This window comes from Stieleria maiorica (assembly GCF_008035925.1).
Classification (GTDB): Bacteria; Planctomycetota; Planctomycetia; order Pirellulales; family Pirellulaceae; genus Stieleria; species Stieleria maiorica.
Genome location: NZ_CP036264.1, coordinates 7492644 through 7511869 on the forward strand (window position 1 = coordinate 7492644; position 19226 = coordinate 7511869).

Annotated in this window: 9 protein-coding genes; 4 read left to right on the forward strand and 5 right to left on the reverse strand. The window is 60.3% G+C overall.

Features of this window, described 5'->3' with window-relative positions; genetic code table 11:
- Positions 1 to 329: 329 nt before the first annotated feature.
- Positions 330 to 3524 (reverse strand): serine/threonine-protein kinase, encoded by a 3195-nt coding sequence (locus Mal15_RS25445; protein WP_147870320.1) that lies wholly within the window; start codon positions 3522 to 3524, stop codon positions 330 to 332.
- A gap of 242 nt (positions 3525 to 3766) precedes the next feature.
- Here Mal15_RS25445 and glgA point away from each other — a divergent pair, with 242 nt between their 5' ends.
- The 3 genes from glgA (at position 3767) to Mal15_RS25460 (ending at position 9804) form a co-directional block, all read left to right on the forward strand.
- On the forward strand, positions 3767 to 5269 hold the full coding sequence (gene glgA / locus Mal15_RS25450) for a glycogen synthase GlgA (protein ID WP_147870321.1): 1503 nt from the start codon (positions 3767 to 3769) through the stop codon (positions 5267 to 5269).
- Positions 5270 to 5480: 211 nt separating this feature from the next.
- Entirely contained in the window at positions 5481 to 6866 is a 1386-nt protein-coding gene (locus Mal15_RS25455; RefSeq protein WP_147870322.1) for a galactose-1-phosphate uridylyltransferase, read from the forward strand.
- Positions 6867 to 7638: 772 nt separating this feature from the next.
- Positions 7639 to 9804 (forward strand): alpha-amylase/4-alpha-glucanotransferase domain-containing protein, encoded by a 2166-nt coding sequence (locus Mal15_RS25460; RefSeq protein ID WP_147870323.1) that lies wholly within the window; start codon positions 7639 to 7641, stop codon positions 9802 to 9804.
- Positions 9805 to 9959: 155 nt separating this feature from the next.
- On the opposite strand, the gene Mal15_RS25465 is transcribed toward Mal15_RS25460, so the two are convergent.
- Both Mal15_RS25465 and Mal15_RS25470 read right to left on the reverse strand, forming a co-directional pair.
- The gene (locus Mal15_RS25465) at positions 9960 to 11240 is read right to left on the reverse strand and encodes a radical SAM protein (protein ID WP_199773734.1); all 1281 of its coding nucleotides are present in this window, start codon (positions 11238 to 11240) and stop codon (positions 9960 to 9962) included.
- A 45-nt stretch (positions 11241 to 11285) separates the two neighbouring features.
- Positions 11286 to 12548 (reverse strand): amidohydrolase family protein, encoded by a 1263-nt coding sequence (locus tag Mal15_RS25470; protein WP_233903024.1) that lies wholly within the window; start codon positions 12546 to 12548, stop codon positions 11286 to 11288.
- A 2-nt stretch (positions 12549 to 12550) separates the two neighbouring features.
- On the opposite strand from Mal15_RS25470, the gene Mal15_RS25475 reads away from it, so the two are divergent.
- On the forward strand, positions 12551 to 13189 hold the full coding sequence (locus Mal15_RS25475; protein ID WP_147870324.1) for a DNA-3-methyladenine glycosylase: 639 nt from the start codon (positions 12551 to 12553) through the stop codon (positions 13187 to 13189).
- A gap of 9 nt (positions 13190 to 13198) precedes the next feature.
- Here the strand turns inward: Mal15_RS25475 and Mal15_RS25480 are convergent, their stop codons facing one another.
- Both Mal15_RS25480 and Mal15_RS25485 read right to left on the reverse strand, forming a co-directional pair.
- A complete protein-coding gene (locus Mal15_RS25480) occupies positions 13199 to 16126 on the reverse strand; it encodes a PVC-type heme-binding CxxCH protein (RefSeq protein WP_233903025.1) in 2928 nt (975 codons plus the stop codon).
- Between the two features lie 71 nt (positions 16127 to 16197).
- Positions 16198 to 19128, reverse strand: a complete 2931-nt coding sequence (locus Mal15_RS25485; RefSeq protein WP_147870326.1) for a PVC-type heme-binding CxxCH protein — start codon at positions 19126 to 19128, stop codon at positions 16198 to 16200.
- Between the last annotated feature and the right edge of the window lie 98 nt (positions 19129 to 19226).

Here is a 19226-nt window from a genome sequence, read left to right on the forward strand (position 1 = left end):
TACCTAGCGCAATCATGCCAGCCCGACGCGTGAGCGAGGGGCAACGCGGGCCCCTCGCTCACGCGTCGCGCCTAGCATAGGCACCGAGCATCAGGATAAATCGACAGGCCGGTCAGCGAGCGGTCCGTCGATGATTGACATCGGGCGCTGCACAGAGGCGTTGTTGGTGTTTAGCCTTTAGGCGATTCCCTTCGCTGCTTTACAGCGAGGGGCGACGGCCCGGAAGGGACCGTCGTACAACTCACTCTGTGACGGCCCGGAAGGGACCGTCGTACAACTCACTCTGCGACGGCCCGGAAGGGACCGTCGTACTGACGAAAGGCGTCGTTTTAATTGCCCTCGGGGATTCGAAACTCTTCGGGCAATTCGTACTTGCCGGCGGCCGCGTCGCGGGTTGTGATCAGAATCTCGGTTTCTTCGGGCGGTTTGCCCGTCGGGTGCACGACCCAAATCAGCGACTGTTTGGGATCGGTCGGTCCAGTCGCGGTCTTGTCCGGATTGGCGCCCAGCACCAACTCGGTCAGCACCTTTCGCAGCGGCTGGTCTTCATGCTCGAAATTACGGATCTGTTGGTTTTGAGTGATCCCGTTTTTCTCCAGATCGGCACCGATGATCCGCACCCCCGGCATCGTCGATCCTTCGGGCAGGGTTTGCTTGAACTCATCGACGACGGCATCGACGGCGAACTGCAAGGAGAGTTGCAAAAACGAGATCGACATCGGCCGATCGAGGATCTGATCAAGTGACAGCGATTCGGCTTTGGTAGTCCCGGCCACCGTGTCAGCGCCGGCCGGTGTGTTCATCGCCAAGAACGTTCCCAGTGCGATTTGCGATCCGGCATCGACGGGGAGATACGTCGACGCGACGACGGTTTCACCCAGGATCGAGCTACGCGTTTGTTCGTTGACGAACCGCAGCATCAGCGGCAAACGGGTGGCCAACAGTCGCCACGACGGATCGGGAACCGAAGTCAAAATGAATTGGTCCGCCCAATCGGGCCACGTTTGAGTGGTATCGCGGAACGCTTTCAACAACGTCGCTGCGGTCGCTCCGCCGCTGGGCAATTCGCGCAGTTCCAAGTACAGCGCCCCATCGCCCGCCGAAGCGGACAACGAGAAGGCGGCGACATCGGGAATCAACCAGCGTTTCAGCGGTCGAGTGAATTCGGGCAGCGAGGCGTCCAGCATTTGGCGGCCATCGGCGAACAAGAAGTTGGGCGTGACCAAGGCGACCAGGTCACTTTCCGCACTGGTTTGGTTCCACAGAGTTTGCATGCTGCGAACCAGCGGTATCGACGCGCCTTCGGTTTCGGCCACCTCGCGAATTCGATCCAGCGAGGCGATGGCGAACCGCCCGACGTTGCCACCTTCGGGCGGCTTTCCTTTTTCACCGCCGCCGACGTAGTACGCATCGCCGTCCAGGTCTTCCCCGGCGTAGATGATCACTCCGTCGGGAGTGCGGGATTCGAACGCCTGCCACTTTTCCGTCAGCGTGTCCAACGCGACCGGTGTGACCAGATCGACCACCAAGGCGACTTCGGGCCATCCATCCTTGCCGGGAAAAAATGCCGCGGTACAGCGTGCGATCTGGTCCTTCGGCACCCCGGCCCGCTGCTGGGCCAGCTCGATCCAAGGCGACAGCTCCGCGTCAAAGGTCGACGTTAACGATCGGGCGTCGGCATTCTGGCTGACCTGCGCCAGCGGAATTGAAAGGATCATCGCCGGACCGGGCGGCAGGAGCTCCAGGGACGGCGGCGGGGAATCGGCCGAGTACGGTGGCACCCAAAGCAACCGGTCACTGTCGACGATTTCGTAACCATTGACGAGCGTCGGTTGGTTGTCGGCCACCTCACGCCGCGACTCGCGGACCTCTGGAACCCGATTGATGATTCCCGGACTCGGCCGCCGCGGCGGCGGGGGCTCTACCGGTCCGCGACCGCGCAGTGCGATGGCCAGGGCCAGCATCATCAGCGGCAACACCATCATGCCGGCCAGGATCGGGATCCGATTCTTGCGTCGCGTGCGACGCTTCCGCCGTGTGGGCCGGCCCTCGGGATCGTCCGCGTCGGCGGTTGATGGGGGGGCCGAGGGCACAGCGTCCGGCGCTGCCGCCGCCGTGTCCGGGGGGGCAATTTCCGGAGCTGCGGTTTCCGATGTTGTTGTGGCGTTGCCGGCGGCGGGCGTCTCTTGCCCGGCGGGTTGCTGCGGCGGCGGGCTGGTCTGGACCGTCGGTGGGGCGGGTGGCGAAGGGGCGCGTTTCGCCGCGCGGGGCAAGGCCGCCATTGGTGTTTCGATCGGCGGAGCGGTGGCGGGCGGGGCTGGGGGCGGATCGGCCGGAGGGGCTGGAGGCCGAGCGGCCGGTGGAGTGTCCGGCGGCGTTTTCTTCGTTTTCGATTTCGGGCTGGATGGCTTCGGTTTTGCGTCGACCAATTCACCGGCGCGGCGGAGCGCTTCAGCCATCGCGGCGGCGGAATCAAATCGCGCCGCGGGGTCCTGTGCCATCGCATAGGCCAAGACACGAAGCAGCGGGTTTCCCGCAGCCCCTTGCTGGACCGCTTCGATCAACTCGGGTGGTTGTGGTTGGTTGTGTGCGGCCGGCAACGCGCGCCCGTGTTCGCCGGAGGAGGCGATCGCGGCGGAGAAGGCGGGACGTCCGAGCAGCAGCCGGAACAACAGTGATCCCAGCGAATACAGATCCGAGGCCGGCGTCGGCATCACCGCCGAGTCGGCCAGCTCGGGGGCGGCATGCAGCGCGGGCGATTCCAGGTATTCGATCCAACTGGTGGAAAGGTCCGCCAGCGGTGACCGCGCCGGGGAGGACGGGTCGCGGAGCAGGATCGCGTGGCCTTTGGGGGTGACCCAGACGTGATCCGATCCCACCGCCCCATGGGCCAGGACCGATCCGGAATCGAGCGGCTGATGCAGCGCATGTAACGCGTTGGCCAGGTCGACGCCGATCCGAACCGTCTTTCGCGGACTGAGCGACGACTTGGTCTGCAGCACCTGGAAGAGCGACGCCCCGGTGGGAAGCGGGGAAAAGATTTCGACGGTCTGATCGGTCGTCCCCGCTTGGGCACCACCGGACAGTTCGATCGCCTGCAGCGATTCGGCGCGAATTTCACTGTGCACCGCAATCCAGCTGCGACGGGTTTCATCCAGACTCCCCAGCGGGACACGCAGCAGGAAACCGTAGCGGGGAACCGGAGCGTCTTCGGTCACCGGCGTCTGGACGGGGATCCAATGGGAAAACGGCTGGACCGGTTGATCGCTGGTCATCACATAGGAACCGACCCGCAGTGCGAGACCGATTTGTCGGTCCGAATCGTCCGCGGCAAGCAGCTGCGCGGCCTGGAAGTTCGTCAGAACCTCCGTTCGGACCAAAAAGGCGGCGACGGCGGCCCCGTCGTCGCCCGTCGATTTTTCCGGCGACTGTGCGAACGCGGCACCGTAGCGTTGGCAACTGCCCGGGTCGGCGATCCCGGATCGGACCAAACGAGACCAGAATTCGCTCTGTGCGATCGACATGCAGGCAACACAACTAGGGATTCGGGCAATGATGAGCAGATTACGACGATTGACGACTAAGTTTAGCTGATACGGGGCGATTTCGACGTCGTCGCCCCCCGAGCTTTCCCGCGCGAGCGCTAATTGCGACCAATATTTCCATACGGGTGGGTGGGAACGCTGTGAATCCCCGGCTCACTGCATTAACTTCGGCCGTTTCCTGTTGCCACAGGGGCGCCCGGCTACGATTAAGGTATGAAGTTTTGAATATTGTCTACGTAACTTCCGAAGCAGTTCCGCTGGCAAAAACGGGGGGGTTGGCTGACGTCTGTGGAACGCTGCCGCGGGAAGTCGCCGCGCTCGGGCACCGCTGTGCGGTGATCTTGCCGGCGTTTCGAAGCGTCCATCGCTCCGGGCTGAAAATCGACACCACCGACATCAGTTTCGCGATCCCGATGTCGCCTGGAAAACTGGTCGGCGGCCGGCTGCTCAGGTGCTTGCTTCCCGAGAGCAACGTGGTCGCGTGGCTGATCGACCAACCCCAATACTTCGATCGCGAATCACTTTACGGAGACTCGCTCGGGGACTACCGCGACAATGCCGAACGGTTCACGTTTTTTTGTCGCGCCGCCCTGGCCGCGTTGATGCGGATCGAGATGGACGTCGACGTGCTGCATTGCAACGACTGGCAATCCGGGTTGATCCCCGCGCTGGTCCAGGCATCACCGACGGCCTACCGATCGCTGTCACGTGCGGCGACGTTGATGACCATTCACAACATGGCCTATCAGGGCAATTTCCATCGCGACGCGTTCGCTTGGACGGGACTGGATTGGAAGCACTTCACGCATGAGTCGTTTGAGTACTACGGACAGCTGAACTTCCTGAAAACGGGGATCGTGTGCGCCGACCATGTCACGACGGTCAGTCCGCGGTATGCCATGGAAATCTGCACGCCGCAGCACGGTTGCGGCCTCGATGGCGTGCTTGCGTCAAAGGGCGGACGGGTGACCGGGATCACCAACGGGATCGATGAGACGGTTTGGAATCCGGCGACCGACAGCACGTTGCCCGTGCGATTCGACGTCGACGATTGGCAGACCGGCAAGGTGGCAAACAAACGTTCGTTGCAGAGCGAATTCGGACTCGAAGAGTCGGATGACGTGCCGATGATCGGCCTGGTCGGACGGCTGGCCGAACAGAAAGGATGGGATTTGATTCTGCCCGTGATTCGCCAACACGTCCGCGAGGGACGACCGACGCAGTGGATGATTCTCGGCAGCGGCGACAAACAGATCGAGACCGAGCTGGCCGCCCTGGCCGCCGAAGCCCCACAGCAGGTCGCCGCCCACATCGGCTTCAACGATGCACTGGCGCACCGGATCGAAGCCGGAGCGGACCTGTTCGTCATGCCCAGCCACTACGAGCCCTGTGGGCTGAATCAGTTGTACAGTTTGCGGTACGGCACGATTCCGATCGTCACAGCCACCGGCGGATTGGCCGACACGGTGGTCGACACGACGGCCGAAAATTTGGCCAACGAAACCGCAACCGGATTTCATTTGCACGAGGTTTCTCCGCGCGGACTGGACGAAGCCGTCGGCCGAGCCCTGCAATTGCGTTATCACGACCAAAAAAATTGGAATAATTTGGTCGAGCGTGCGATGTCGGCGGATTGGTCCTGGAGGAAAAGTGCATCCCAGTATGTAGAGCTTTACGACCACGCAGTTTCCCTTAAGAGGGGCATGGCAAAAACGCCAAAGTAGGTGCAAGCAAACGTTTTCGTTTTTTTGAATTCGAAAGGCTGGTAATTGCTCAGAAATTGGTAGAGTGAGGTTAATCGGGTCCGCCAAAAACATTCCCAGAATGGATAATCTGGGATGGCTCACGTGGACGAGAGGATGATGTACGAGATCGGGCGGTGGCTCCAAGGTGCAGGCGTCCTCCCCTATCCCAATTAACCACTGCTGAGAAGCTATGTCTTCTGATTCTGAGCAACGACCGCCCACTTTTTCGGCAGAGGCAGATTCTTCCAGCCGGGTCGGTGAAAGCGTCTCAGAATATCGCGAGAAACCGGGTGTCATCGACACCGACACGCGTCTTGCTTCGGCCGGCGAAACCGAGGCCATGTGGCCGGGCCGTCCGGCACGGCGATCGGTGATGCGATCGTTGGCACGTTCGGCAACCGATAGCAAAAGCCGAAAGGAAGCTGCGGCCTATCGTGGCGACCACTCGACGTCGCATACGCGTCGAGACCTGTTGACCGGGGACTGGACGATCTTTGCGCCCAAACGCAACGAGCGCCCCAACGACTACGAATCAAAAAACGCACCCGCGTCGGTTGCCGTTACCACGCAACCGGCCGTCGACGCCGATTGCCCGTTCTGCTCCGGCGCCGAAAGCCGCACCCCCGAAGCCGTTTGGTCGGCCAAGCTGGGTGACCAGGGAGCGCCCCCGATCGAAAACGGGGCAACCCGTTTCGCCGGACCGCACGTCGAAGTCGTTGCGGGGGAACAGGATGGATGGGATGTGCGTGTGGTGCCCAACAAATTCCCAGCGGTCAGCCCCAGCGAGGCCGCGACGGGCGCTCACGTTGATCGCCACGAATTGTTTCCCATCACCGATGTGGTCGGAGGACACGAAGTCATCATCGAATCGGCGCTGCATGCCGAGTCGATCACCGAATATGACCCGGCAATGGTCTACATGACCTTGCTGGCATTTCGCGACCGAATCCGCCACTGGCGGCAGGTGCCCGGAATCAACTACATCAGCGTTTTCAAGAATTGCGGTCCCGAAGCCGGCGCGTCGCTGCGACACAGTCACAGCCAACTGATCGCGACCAGCCTGATGCCACACCATGTCCGCACCACGATGCTTCGCTGTGAACACCATCGGGCCAGGACCGGGTGCTCGCTGGCGTGTGATTTGTTGCGTGCAGAACTTGCCGAGCGAAGCCGGTTGATCGATCGAACCGACTCGTTTGTCGCCTTCTGCCCCTTCGCCAGCCGGTTCGGCGGGCTGATCCGAATGACGTCGGTGGAGCATCAACCGCACTTTGACCTGATGACCGATACCTCCCTGGACCAACTGGCCAGTTTCCTCTGGAGAGTCCTTTCCTGGGTCAAAGAAGCGTTCCCCGGAAAAGCCTTCAACTATCTGCTGCACACCTGCCCGCCCGGCTGCCAGCAGCCGGACGCGTTCCAATGGTCGCTCGATGTCTTTCCCCGATTGAGCAAGACCGCGGGATTTGAGTGGAGTTGCGACTGCATGATCAACTCCCTGTTGCCCGAATCCGCCGCGTTGCGGTACCGCGAAATCGCCCGCAAACACGACCCGCGCAACGTTTTGCTGACGCGGTAAGTCCCGGATCAAACCCGCACCCGCAACGAGCGGCAGATGCACCAAGAAAAGGCGACACCCTCCTTGGAAGCATCGATGTCTGCACAACTTACAATGGCTCGTTTCTCCCCCGGCTTTGTCGGGGAGCAGGGCTGGGGATGAGGGGGCCAGCGCCACGAAAAATGGTCGGGTGTACGCCCCTCACCCACAACGCCTCTCCCCAAAAACAGATCGCGGTCATCATCCTTCCGCGATCAAATTCTGTTTACGCGATCTGTTTTAGGGAGAGGGGAGCCATGTCCTAAATTGCGGACCGATTTGAATAAACACCAATGCACTGGATGGGAGGGTGACTTCGCGTGTTCGAAAGTTCTACGCCTTCACGTGCTGCCTGTGGGTTCGCGCTGCCACCGGTGGGCTTTTACGATTCCCCCTGACCCCCCCTCCCGAACGCACCACCGCCCGATGGAGGTCGCCGCTGGCAACCTCATTCGTCGTCGGCTGTGAAAATCTGCCGATTCTGACTGTTGTTAGCCCCTACCATCGTGCCGATACACTGCGTGGGGCGCCGTTAACGATTAGGGGAAGAAGTCCAAACCGGAAGACATTTTGCTTCCACGCCTGATCGATTTCGAGCGAACTGGGTCGATGTGTTCGGAGTGGCCATTCGGAAATGTCAACTCGTTCCATACAATTCGACCACCCGTCACGACCGGCCATCGGTTTGACCTAAGACGTTACGACGCCGCCGCGTGTCATCCGCTGCTCTCTATCCACGTTAACTTCTTCGAACATGTCTAACCACGTTCATCTTTGCTTGGTACTGCACAATCACCAGCCGATCGGCAACTTCGACGGCGTTTTCGAGCAGGCGTACCAAGATAGTTATCGACCGTTTTTGGACGTCTTCGAGCCCTACGACCAGTTGCAGATTTCGTTGCACACGTCGGGACCGTTGATGATCTGGTTGGCCGAACGTCATCCGGAATACCTGGATCGGCTGAGGTTACTGGTCGAAGCGGGCCGGATCGAGATCGTCGGCGGGCCGCAATACGAACCGATTCTGACGATGTTGCCCTCGCGCGACCGGATCGGCCAGATCGAAGCTTATGGTCGTTGGTTGGAGCGTCATTTGGGCAGCACTCCGGCCGGGATGTGGACGCCGGAGCGAGTTTGGGAGTCGACGCTGACGCGTGACGTCGCCGACGCTGGCATCCGCTACACCGTGCTGGACGATTATCACTTCCGTGCCGCCGGCGTGGATGAAGAACGTTTGACGGGCTACTTCATCACCGAAGACGATGGCCGATTGCTGCGGATTTTCCCCGGATCGGAACACCTGCGTTACACGATTCCGTTCCAACCGGTCGATGCGACGATCGATTATTGTCGCAGTGTCGCCCAGCGGTCGCCCGGCGCCGTGCTGACTTTCGGCGACGACGGCGAAAAGTTTGGCACCTGGCCGGACACCAAGGTGCACGTGTACGACAAAGGCTGGTTGAAATCACTGTTCAATGCACTGACCGAAAATGCATCCTGGCTGCACACCGTCTCGCTGGGCGAAGCGATCAATCGCACCGCGCCGGTGGGAAAGATCTATCTTCCCGATTGCAGCTATCGTGAAATGACCGAGTGGTCGTTGCCCACGCCGTCTCAGATCATGCTGGATGACGTGAGCCACGAGCTGGATTCGCATGAACGCTGGAAGGACTTGAAGACATTCGTCCGCGGCGGTTATTGGCGAAACTTCAAATCGAAGTACGAAGAAACCAACGAGATGTACGCGCGGATGATGCACGTCAGCCGCCGTCTGGCCGACGCCGAATCGGCCGGCATCGATGCAGGCCAGTTGGCCGTGATTCGCGACCACCTGTATCGCGGCCAGTGCAATTGCCCCTACTGGCACGGAGCCTTTGGCGGAATCTATCTGCCGCACCTCCGCAACGCCGTCTACCAACATCTGATCACCGCCGACAATCTGCTCAGCAACCTGACCGGGGAGTTGTCCGGTGCGGTTCAAGCGACGGCCGACGATTACGATTTCGACGGGCTGCAGGAAGTTCGTTTAAGCAACGATAAACTCTGTGCCTGGGTGGCCCCCGGACGCGGCGGTCGGCTTTACGAGTTGGACGTGCGTGAGATCAGCCACAACCTGCTGGCGACCTTGCAACGCCGCCCGGAAAGCTACCACCAAAAGGTGTTGGCCGGGCCGAATGCCGGCGGCGACGACGTCGCCAGCATTCACGATCGGGTCGTGTTCAAGCAGGCCGACCTGGACCAGCGCTTGCAATACGACCGCTATCCCCGCAAGAGTCTGATGGACCACTTCTATGACGTGGACACGGACCTCAGCGCGGTCTCCCGCGGCGAGGCGATGGAACGCGGCGATTTTGTCGAGCTTCCCTTCGAAGCGAAATTGCGTCGCGGAAGCGACCGGGTCCAAGTGCAGATGCGGCGCGAAGGAAACGCCTGGGGCATTCCGATCGTCCTGACCAAGGCGGTCACGATGGTCAGCGGCAGCGATTCGTTGGAGATCACCTATTTGCTGGAGAACCTGCCCCAAGACCGCGAGCTGCATTTCGCGATCGAGATGAACTTTGCAGGACTTCCCGCCGGTGCCGATGACCGCTACTTCAGCGGCGAAGACGGCCAACATCTCGGCCAACTGGGCGAGCAGTTGGATTTGCAACACACTTCACAACTGTCGTTGTCGGATCGCTGGTTGGGCATCGATGTGTCGATGAATCTGGATCGCCCCAGCGGCATCTGGGCGTTCCCCGTCGAAACGGTCAGCCAGAGTGAAGCCGGATTCGAATTGGTGCACCAAAGCGTCTGCGTTCAACCGCACTGGTTGGTCCGCGGCGACGCCGAAGGCCGCTGGTGTGTGAAAATCGAATTGGCCGCAAGCTGCGAATCACACGCCGAGACCGTCGACGAAGAACAGGTCATCCAGCTGTAGGGATCGGGTAAGAGATAGGCAGCTTGGTTTGGGGTAGTGGACGAGGCGACGAGTCCATTCGGATTGCGAACTGTGAGGACTCCTCGCGTCGTCCACTACCATTTGCCCGAGAGAAAGGCGAGGCGGATTACTCGACGTACGGGCACAAGTTCATCTCACTGCAGCACCGGCAACTCGCTCTTGGATCGTTCGCTATCCGGGGCGTCTTTGTCCGGGTCGCGATACTTTGTCGCGTCGAAGTGGCGGGCGTAGGTCCCGAAATCGTTGAACGCGTACTTCTTGGCCCAACGATAGACGAAGCTGCGTTCGGGGATTTCGTCGCCGGGCTGAAACTGACTTCGTCGCGGCGTGACGTTTTTCAGTTCCTCGATCACCGCGCCGCGGGCGGTCGTGTCGCGGGCGCCATGCTTTTCCGCGAGCTCCACCAGCAAGTCCGGCCGTTCCATGATCACACAGCCGCGGGTGTGCTCGGCCGTCAACGATCGGAAGTCTTTCAAGAACGCGGACTCGTTGAAGGTTTCCGCCAGCGGTCGGTCGTCGTGAATCGATTCGGTCGCCAGCTGAATCACGGGACAGGGTTCGATGTCGCCCCAGGGTCCGACGTGATGGGTGAATCCGGTCGCCGCCGGGCAAAGTGCGTTTCCGGCATCGTCGTGATAGGCGTCGATGACGATGATCGGTTTGGTCGCCCGCGTGTCGACAACAAACTGGCGGACACGCCGCTGTTGGTCACTGGTCAGCGCCAATTGGGCATTCGATTCCGGGCCGACCGGACGATAGATGTGATACCAACAATACATCACGCCCATCTCAATCAGTCGATTGACCCAGGCGTCGTTGACCAGATCATCGATGTTGGACTTGCACACGCTGGTGCAAACGCCAACCAACAGGTTGTGCTTAAGCGCGGTCTTCAGCCCCTCCATGGTCTGGTTCAAAACGCCGGCCCGACCACGTCGCTCATCACTGATGATCTCCGACCCCTCGACGCTGATCAGGGGCGTGACGTTCCCGAACCGTTTCAGCTCGGCGGCCACCTCGTCGGTGATGAAGTGACCGTTGGTGAACACCTGAAAATAGACGTCGCGGTTTTGCTCAAAGATCTTCAACAGATCCTTGTGCATGAACGGCTCGCCGCCCAGGATGCCAAAGAAACTGTTGCCCATCGCTTTGGCCTGACGGATCGTCTCGTTGGCCGCGTCCAGCTCGATGCGATGTTGTTTGGCCGCGACGTCGACCCAGCAGCCTTGGCAGCGCAGGTTGCAACTGTTGATCACCGACAGATACAGAAACGGAGGAAAGAACTCACCGCGTTTCAATCGACGCTTGTGCTTGTGCACACTCCACAATCCCTTCACCCCGAGCGTCCAAGCCGCCTTGGCAAGCAAGCGTTTGTCCGTCTCAAAAAGAAATCGCGAAGCCAAACGAAAATACATCAATACCAACCGAACTTGGAACGTGGAATTTAGAACTTGCAACCATTATGCCCGCCGTTGTACCGCGATGCACGACAAATCCGCCGCGACGACGTCCCGCCACACCTGATCGAGACGTTTCGCGGTCGTGGGAATCGAAACCAACGATGGGATGCGCGTCTTTCCGGCCTCAATTCTCCCAGATCGCGATCCGGCGCCTAGCAAGGCATCCGCTCCGGCAAGCGTCGCCATCTCCAGCACCGCGTGCGGATCAAGGTCCGGCCGCTGATTGAGCAGGAATTGTACCTCTTTCCAGACGCTCAAATCGGGGTTGCTTGCCCGCGAGTCGGTGCCGAGGGCGACCCGCACCCCCGCACCGAGCAGGGTTTGCACGGGATGGGCGTCGTAGCCGAAAAAATCGTGTGTCCGCGGGCAGTAGACGACACTCAGCTGTGGGTGACACGCGATCCGCTCGATCTCGTCGTCCTGCAGGTCGTTGCCGTGGATCAGCAGGGCGCGGGGTGCCCGAGCGATCGCGTCAATCAAGTCCCACACGGGTTGGTGGCCTTTCCACGGAAACACGCCCTCGGGCCACAACCCCGCCCCGCGCAGGGCGTCGGCAAAGCGGCCGCTCCCGAAACGCAGCAATTCCCGTTCATCGGGTGACTCGGCAACGTGCATCGCCAAGGTGGCTCCCGTTTGCACGGCCAATTCGACGCAGCGGCGCACCAATTCCGGAGGTGTCGAATAAGCCGCGTGGGGGCTGACTGCAAACTTGACGGACGGATTCAGCGGCAGGCTCGCCGCATGTTTTTCCGCCGATTCGAGTCGTTCGGCGGCCCGGATGTCGCTCAAACCGAGGACTTCGGCGAATGAAACGATCGTGGTGTCGGTGTCGGACGGATATTGCGAGGGCGTCGTGGCAATGTCGCCGATCAGCCCGACGCCGCTGCCGGCCGATTCGGCGATCCCGTCACGGATTCGGGCGTTCCGCTGGTCTTCGGTCGCCACACCTCGCGCCGCAATGACTTTTCCGATCCACTCGGCAAGCGCAATTCCCGGCTGTCCGATCGGAGATTGGCAATCGGAGAATTCCAGGTGGGTGTGGGCATTGACCATCCGCGGCAGCACGGCCACCTCTCCCAAGTCGATCACGTCTTGGCGGCGGAAGCCAGGGTCTCGGACCGAGCCGATTTCGACGATCTGATCTCCGATGACACGCAGGTACCCGCCATTGATCGGCGGTCGGCTGATGGGGAAAATCCAGGCAGCGACATAGATGGTCTCGGGGCCGAGTCGTTTCACAACATCGCCATCATCGTTGGTCATTCATGGTCCGCCCGCATCTGCTTCCCGATCGATTGATCGCCCATCGGCTGGATGCCGATTTCTACCACCGTGCGACGGCGGTGGTGGCGAAACAGTTGATCGGCAAGGCGTTGCTTCATCGCGTCGATGGCCAGTGGTTGGGCGGGTGGATCGTCGAGACAGAAGCCTATCTCGACCGCGGCGATCCGGCTAGCCATGCGGCACGCGGCAAGACCCCCAGCAATGCATCCATGTTCGCTGGTCCGGGGACGCTGTACGTTTATCCGATTCACGCAAAGTATTGTTTGAACGCCGTCACCCAGGCCGAAGGGCAAGGCGCCGCGGTTCTGATTCGAGCGATCGAGCCGATTTGGGGACTGGATCGGATGCGTGAAAGCCGCGGTCATGACGATCCGAAACGTTTGACGCGAGGCCCCGCGATGTTATGCCAGGCACTGCGAATCGATCGCAACGATGACGGCCGATGCCTGGTCAGCGACGGAGCTCTGGGAGTGTTCGACGCCCCGTCGCAACCGCCACGCCGCGTCCGTGTGACCAAACGCATCGGTATCAGCAAAGCACAGCACCGAAACCTCCGGTTCATCGATCCGAGATCCGAGTACCTGAGTCGAAAGCCTTGGCGGCTTCCGCTACGAGTATAGGGACAAAGCCTAGCGATCTTTCAGATAGGCCAGCAAGTCGGCCATCTGTTGGAGCGTGATGTCTTTTTCGATGCCTTCGGGCATCAACGACACGTCGCTGGCTTTCATCTGTTCGATTTCCGCCCGTCCGATCGCTTTCGTTTTTCCTTCGGCCATCTTCAAAATCACCGCTTCGCTGGTTTCTGATTCGATCAGTCCCGTCAGCACCGAACCGTCAACGGTCAAGATGGAGTACGCGGTGAACCGAGGCTCGACTTTGGAGTTGGGGTCCAGGATGTCGTACAACAATGCCGGTTTGGAACGATTGCGTACGTCCGTCAAATCGGGGCCCGTTTCGTGTCCTTCGCCGCTGATTCGGTGACAGCTTGCACAGACTCGTTTGAAGACTTCTTGCCCGTGTGCCGCATCGGGCTTCATCGCCAATGCGCCCTCGTAATCCTTGGCCACTTTCTGGCGGTTCGGCGAGACGACACCGCCGAACAACTTTGTGGCTTCCTCTCGCAACGCTTCATCGGCGTGCTTGAGCAGTCGCACGCGTTGATCGATGCTTAACGCCGAAGGGTTCATCTTGCCCTGTGACATCGCCGCCAGGGTCAAACGAGTGGATTCGGTCCGACGCAACAGCAGCGCGATGGCGGTCCCACGGACCGACGGGCCGAGTTGCGACCAGCGATCCAAAATGATCTCCGCGGCCGCGGGCGAGCCGTTCCGTTGCAACGCCTCGATACAGGCCGATTGGATTTGCACCGCTTGATCGCTCGACAGCAACGCATGAAAGGTGTCCACGGCGGCGTCGAAGGGCTGGTAGGCCATCAATTCGATCCCCGCGACACGGTCCGCGACGGATCGCTCGGTATCGGTTGCGATCACTCCGCTTTGATCAAAAACCGCTTTCAGTCCGTCCATCGAATCGACCAGCTGCGCCGGTGGTTTGGCGATCAGACCTGCCAGCGACATCCGTCCCCGCTCGCCGCGATACCGTGGCAGTCCATCACCGATCCCGGCGATCGCCGCGGCACGCCACCAGTTCTGGTCACCGTCGCGGCCGATCAACTGAAAGACGCTTTCAAGTTCGTCCAAATCGCCACGGGCACCGACGACCGCGGCAAGCCGTCGGACCAAGTCCATTTTGCCGTCCGTACCGGAATCGCGAAACGCGTCATCGTCGATCAATCCGGTCAACACCGCACCGCTACGCTGCTTGGTCGACGTCAGTAATCCGTCGGCAAAGGCGCTGTCGTGTCCATCGCGTCGCGCCAGCTGAATCAATGTCGCGGTGGCTCGCTGAGAATCGTTGGCCGAGAGCGACAACGCGACTTGGAATCGGACTTGAATATTGGAATCATCGGCCAGCGCGATCAAAGCGTTTTCAGCGGCATCGTCTTCACTCATGCTGCCCGCCAGCTTTGCCGCTGCGACGCGACAATGGAGGTTCGCGTCACCACACATTTGTCGGACGTCGGCGGGTTTCAAAGCCGACAAGCCGTGCAAGGTCCAGAGGGCATGCAGCCGTGTCGTCGACGATGGTGACGCGAGCAGTTTTCGCAATTCGGCAACCTGTCCTGTCGCCTGCTGCTCGACCAACAAACGTTGGCCAAGAAATTGTCGCCATCCGTTATCATCCTTCAACAAGTCAACAGACTCGGACTCCGATTCCGGCGGCGTGAACGTTCGCGTGACCGAACCGGTGGGGACAATGCGATAGATTCGCCCGCGGTCGTCTCCGGCCCGCCAATCCAACTTGGCGGCGATTTCCGGGGGCAAGAACTTGGGATGCTCCACCCACAACCGATACATGTCCGCCAAGTACAACGCACCGTCGGGACCGGTGGCCAAGCTGGACGGCCGGAACCAAGTGTCGGTCGATGCGATGAAGTCACGTTTCTCCTGGGCTCGTTTCGCGATGAATTTCAGCGGTGCGGAGTCCACGATCGAACGTGTCACCAAGTGCCCGATCGGTTCGCAGACAAACACGCTATTGCGAAACGATTCATCGCCCAGATCGCCCGTGTACGCCGTCGTGCCACACGCCGAGGTGTGCGTTCCCGCGTGTGACAGATAGTTGCTCTTCATTTCAACGAGCGGGAAGACTTCAGACTGTCCACCCGAGGGGGCGACGTCGTAGTACGGCGCGCTGACGATGTGAAATGGGTTTCGCGCTAAAACGTTCGGCGGCAGAAAGGTCGTGATGATCGGGTTCCGGTTGGTGCAATAAAACCGGTGCCCCCAGCGATCGACCGTGTTGCCGAACTGTCCCATCCCGCTGTCCGATTCGAATTCCAGCGTTTGGGGATTGAACCGAAAGTCCTTCCGCGGCAAGGTGACCGTCGAATCCGGATCACGCTTCGAAGCCACTTCGCCGGGGCCGTAATTCAGGTACACCCAGTTGTCGATTCCCCATCGCGGGTTCCCGATTTGCATCTGCGGGTGGGCGGGCGTGAATCCGTCGAACACGGTTTCGTTGACATCGGCGACGTGATCGCCGTCGGTATCCTCCAAGAACAACACTTTGGTTTTCGCACCGACCAGCAAGCCGCCACGGTAGGCCATCATGCTGTGGGCAAAGTCCAGCTTGTCGGCGAACACGTGTCTGCGGTCGGCAACACCGTCTCCATCGCTATCTTCGAGCATAACGATTTTCGACAGCGGATCGCCGCCCTCTTCGGGGCCGATCGGATAGTCGCTGTATTCAACGACATACATGTCACCATGGCGATCAAAGCAGATCGCGACGGGATCGTGAATCAGTGGTTCGGCCGCAAACAAAGCGATCTCATACCCCGGTTCGATTTCGATCGTTTCGAGTGACTCGGTCGGAGACTTCGGCGGTGCCGTTTCCTGCTCGACCCAATGTCGACCACCGCGATTACTCTCAATCGCCTCAAGCGCCGATTTCGCCTCGCCCTGCTCGGCTGAGTCCGCCGACGAAGCAGTCAACAAAGCAATAAGAAGAAAGGGGATAAAACGCATGTTCCACCAATGAATTCTAGGCTGTCGTTGGATCGTTCTCACTCCAATTCCACCTGCGTCGGCGACATCAGGTAACCGATCAGATCGCGGATGTGTGTTTCGGTCAGTGTCGTCAGCAATCCATCGGGCATCGGCGAGAGCGTCGTTTCTTTGACGTTTTCGATCGAATCGATGGGAAGAGTTTCTTGACGGGACTGGGTTTGGATGACCATGGTCTTATCGTTCTTGGAGACGACCAATCCGTTCAAGACGCGGCCGTCATCCATCAAGACGATGGTCATGCGGTGATCCTTTCCGACGACCGCGCTGGGGTCGAGGATGTTTTCCAGCAGGTACTCCAGACTGGATCGCTGGGCGCCGGTCAGGTCGGGGCCGATCTTTTCTCCGTCGCCGAACAACCTGTGGCACTGCGAACAGGTTTTCTTGAACAGGGCGCGGCCGGCGGACAAATCAGCGCCTGCCAGGACATCGCCGGATAGTTCTTGCTTCATCGCGTTGATCTTCTCGCGACGATCAGCGGGAGAGTCTCGCAGTGCCCCCCAGGACTCGGTCAATTTCGCTCGCAGGGCATCGTCACCCAAGCCGAGGATCTGTCGGGCGTGGAAGGCCGACACGTCTTCGCGTGGAATCGGATCTTTGTCGGCGTCGATGCGATCCAACAGTGCCGCCGCGAAACTGGGCCGAGACACCAGGATTTCGATCACTTGAGGGCGGTCGCTGATGTGGAACCGCCGATACATTTTGGCCAGTTTTTCGCCCACGGCCGGGTCGTTGTACAGCGACAGCCCCTGGGCCGCCGTCGCATTTAATTCGCGTTGGTCGAGCAGCGACTCGCAAATCTCACGCAAATCATCCGGCCGGGCGCTGATCAAGCTCCGTAACGCCGATTGACGCGTCTTCAGTGGAACCTTCGATGATTTGACGATGCTGCGCAGTTCGTCGATCGCTCGGCCATCACCGAACAACAAGTTCAATTCGCGCAACAAGTCGGGATTGTCGGTTGCAGCCTGGCTTTTGGAGAGCGCCGACCAGTCGTCGGGCATCGGGACTTTCAACCAGCCACGATAGGCTTCGGACAGGCCGCGGAGAACACTCGTTTGCAGCGTTACCGGCAGCTTGAGCGAAGCGGACAAGAGATCGTCCAGGGGCTGCGGCGATGTTTCAACTTTGGTCGCCAGCCCCCGCGTGATCCAACGCAAGGTGTCGGGCCAACGGCAGCGCGATGCCACATCGACCAGCCGCTCGGGATCGCTTTCAACCAAGGGCATCAATCCGAACCAAACCATCATCGGCAGATCGCGATCGTCGGCGTATTGTCCGTGGGCGACAATTTCGGCTGCGATTGCCGCACGATGTTCAATCGGTAACCGCTGCAAGGTGGACGCCAGGGTTAACTGAACCAGACCGGATGGATCATCCGTTGCGGCTTGCTTCAGTGCCGTCAAGGTTTCGGGATCATCGGGATAGGTCACACCACGCTGTGGGCCCATGAAGGTGTCCAGCGGCCAGTGGTCGGTCAACAGCCGGATCGCCCAGACGCGGACGTGTTCGTCGGGATCGGCCAGCAGTCCACGCAGTTGCTGGGGCGTGGTTTTTCCGGCCTGGTAGTCACGCCAAAGCTGTGGCAGTGTTCCTTCGCCGGCCAAACACGCGGGCTTGGCGAACGCGACGCTGGGTTCGTTGCCCGCGGTGTAGCTGATCTTGTAAACACGTCCGCTGGTTCGATGGACACCGGTGTGATCGTGGCACTCACCGGTGTCGCTCCAGTCCAACACATAGACATCGCCGTCGGGACCGACGCTGATTTCGATACCGCGAAAGAACGGGTCTTGGGAAATGAAGAAATCCGGCTGGTGGCGGGCCGAGTATCCCGCGCCGCGGCGATGGAGCGATTCGACGTTGGCCCGCAATCCATGCATGTTCAGCGTGAACAGTTTGTCGTGGTACTGTTTCGGCCAACGGTCCGATTGATAGATCATCATGCCGATGTGCGCGTGGCCGCCGCCAAGATCATTGGCGGCTCCGTCACGGCTTTTGGTCCAGGAACCCGAACGATCGTAATGGTAGTGATCGGCGATCATATCCATCCGCTCATAGACCAACGGATTCGGGCTTTCGCCGAATGACTCGATGAAATGGGCGCCGGGGATGCTGTGCCAGAGGTGGCCGATCACGGTGTTGATGAAAAACAACTCGCCGTCAGCATCCCAGTCGGATCCCCAGGGGTTGACCGTGCCGTGGTTCAGGACTTCGACGGTCTTTCGCTGGGGATGAAACCGCCACATGCCGCCGTCGATCGGAACCCTGCGATCGTCGGGCGTCCCGGGCACACCCAGGTTTCCGGGACAGGAATGGCCGCATCGTCCATACAACCAGCCGTCGGGTCCCCAACGAAGTCCGTTGGCGAAGTTGTGGTAATTGCTTTGCGAAACTGTGAATCCGTCCAACACCACTTCGGGCGGACCATCGGGAACGTCGTCGCCGTCGGCATCGGGGATAAACAGCAACTGTGGCGGGCACATCAACCAAACACCGCCGCGGCCGACTTCGACGCTGGTCAACATCTGCACCTTGTCGGTGAACACCTTGCGTGATTCGGCGTGTCCATCACCGTCGCGGTCATTCAAAATGATCACGCGGTCTCGCAGCGACAGATCGAAGTGTTGCGTGCGATCGGAATACGTGTAATTCTCCGCAACCCACATCCGTCCGCGGTCGTCCCAAGCCATCGCGATCGGATTGCGGACGTCAGGCTCACTGGCGTAAACGGTCGCCCGAAAGCCCTCGGGCAACTTCATCGTCGCGGCCGCCTGGTCAGCCGGCATCGGGCTGGCCTGCGAATCCGCTTCGTTGTTGAACACCGGCGGGAAATCATCGGCGGTGCAATGGCAGGCGAGCCGAGCGACGAGAACAGTCGCCGCGACGAAGATGGAAAAAGAGTGAGCGATCGAATTGCGGCGGTGGTTCACGTCCGAGAACTCGCGTGGATCAATGGGGAGGGAGCAGGCAAACGCGGCAGGGGCAGCCGAACACTATAGCAGCCCGACGCGTCGAAAACCGACCAGCC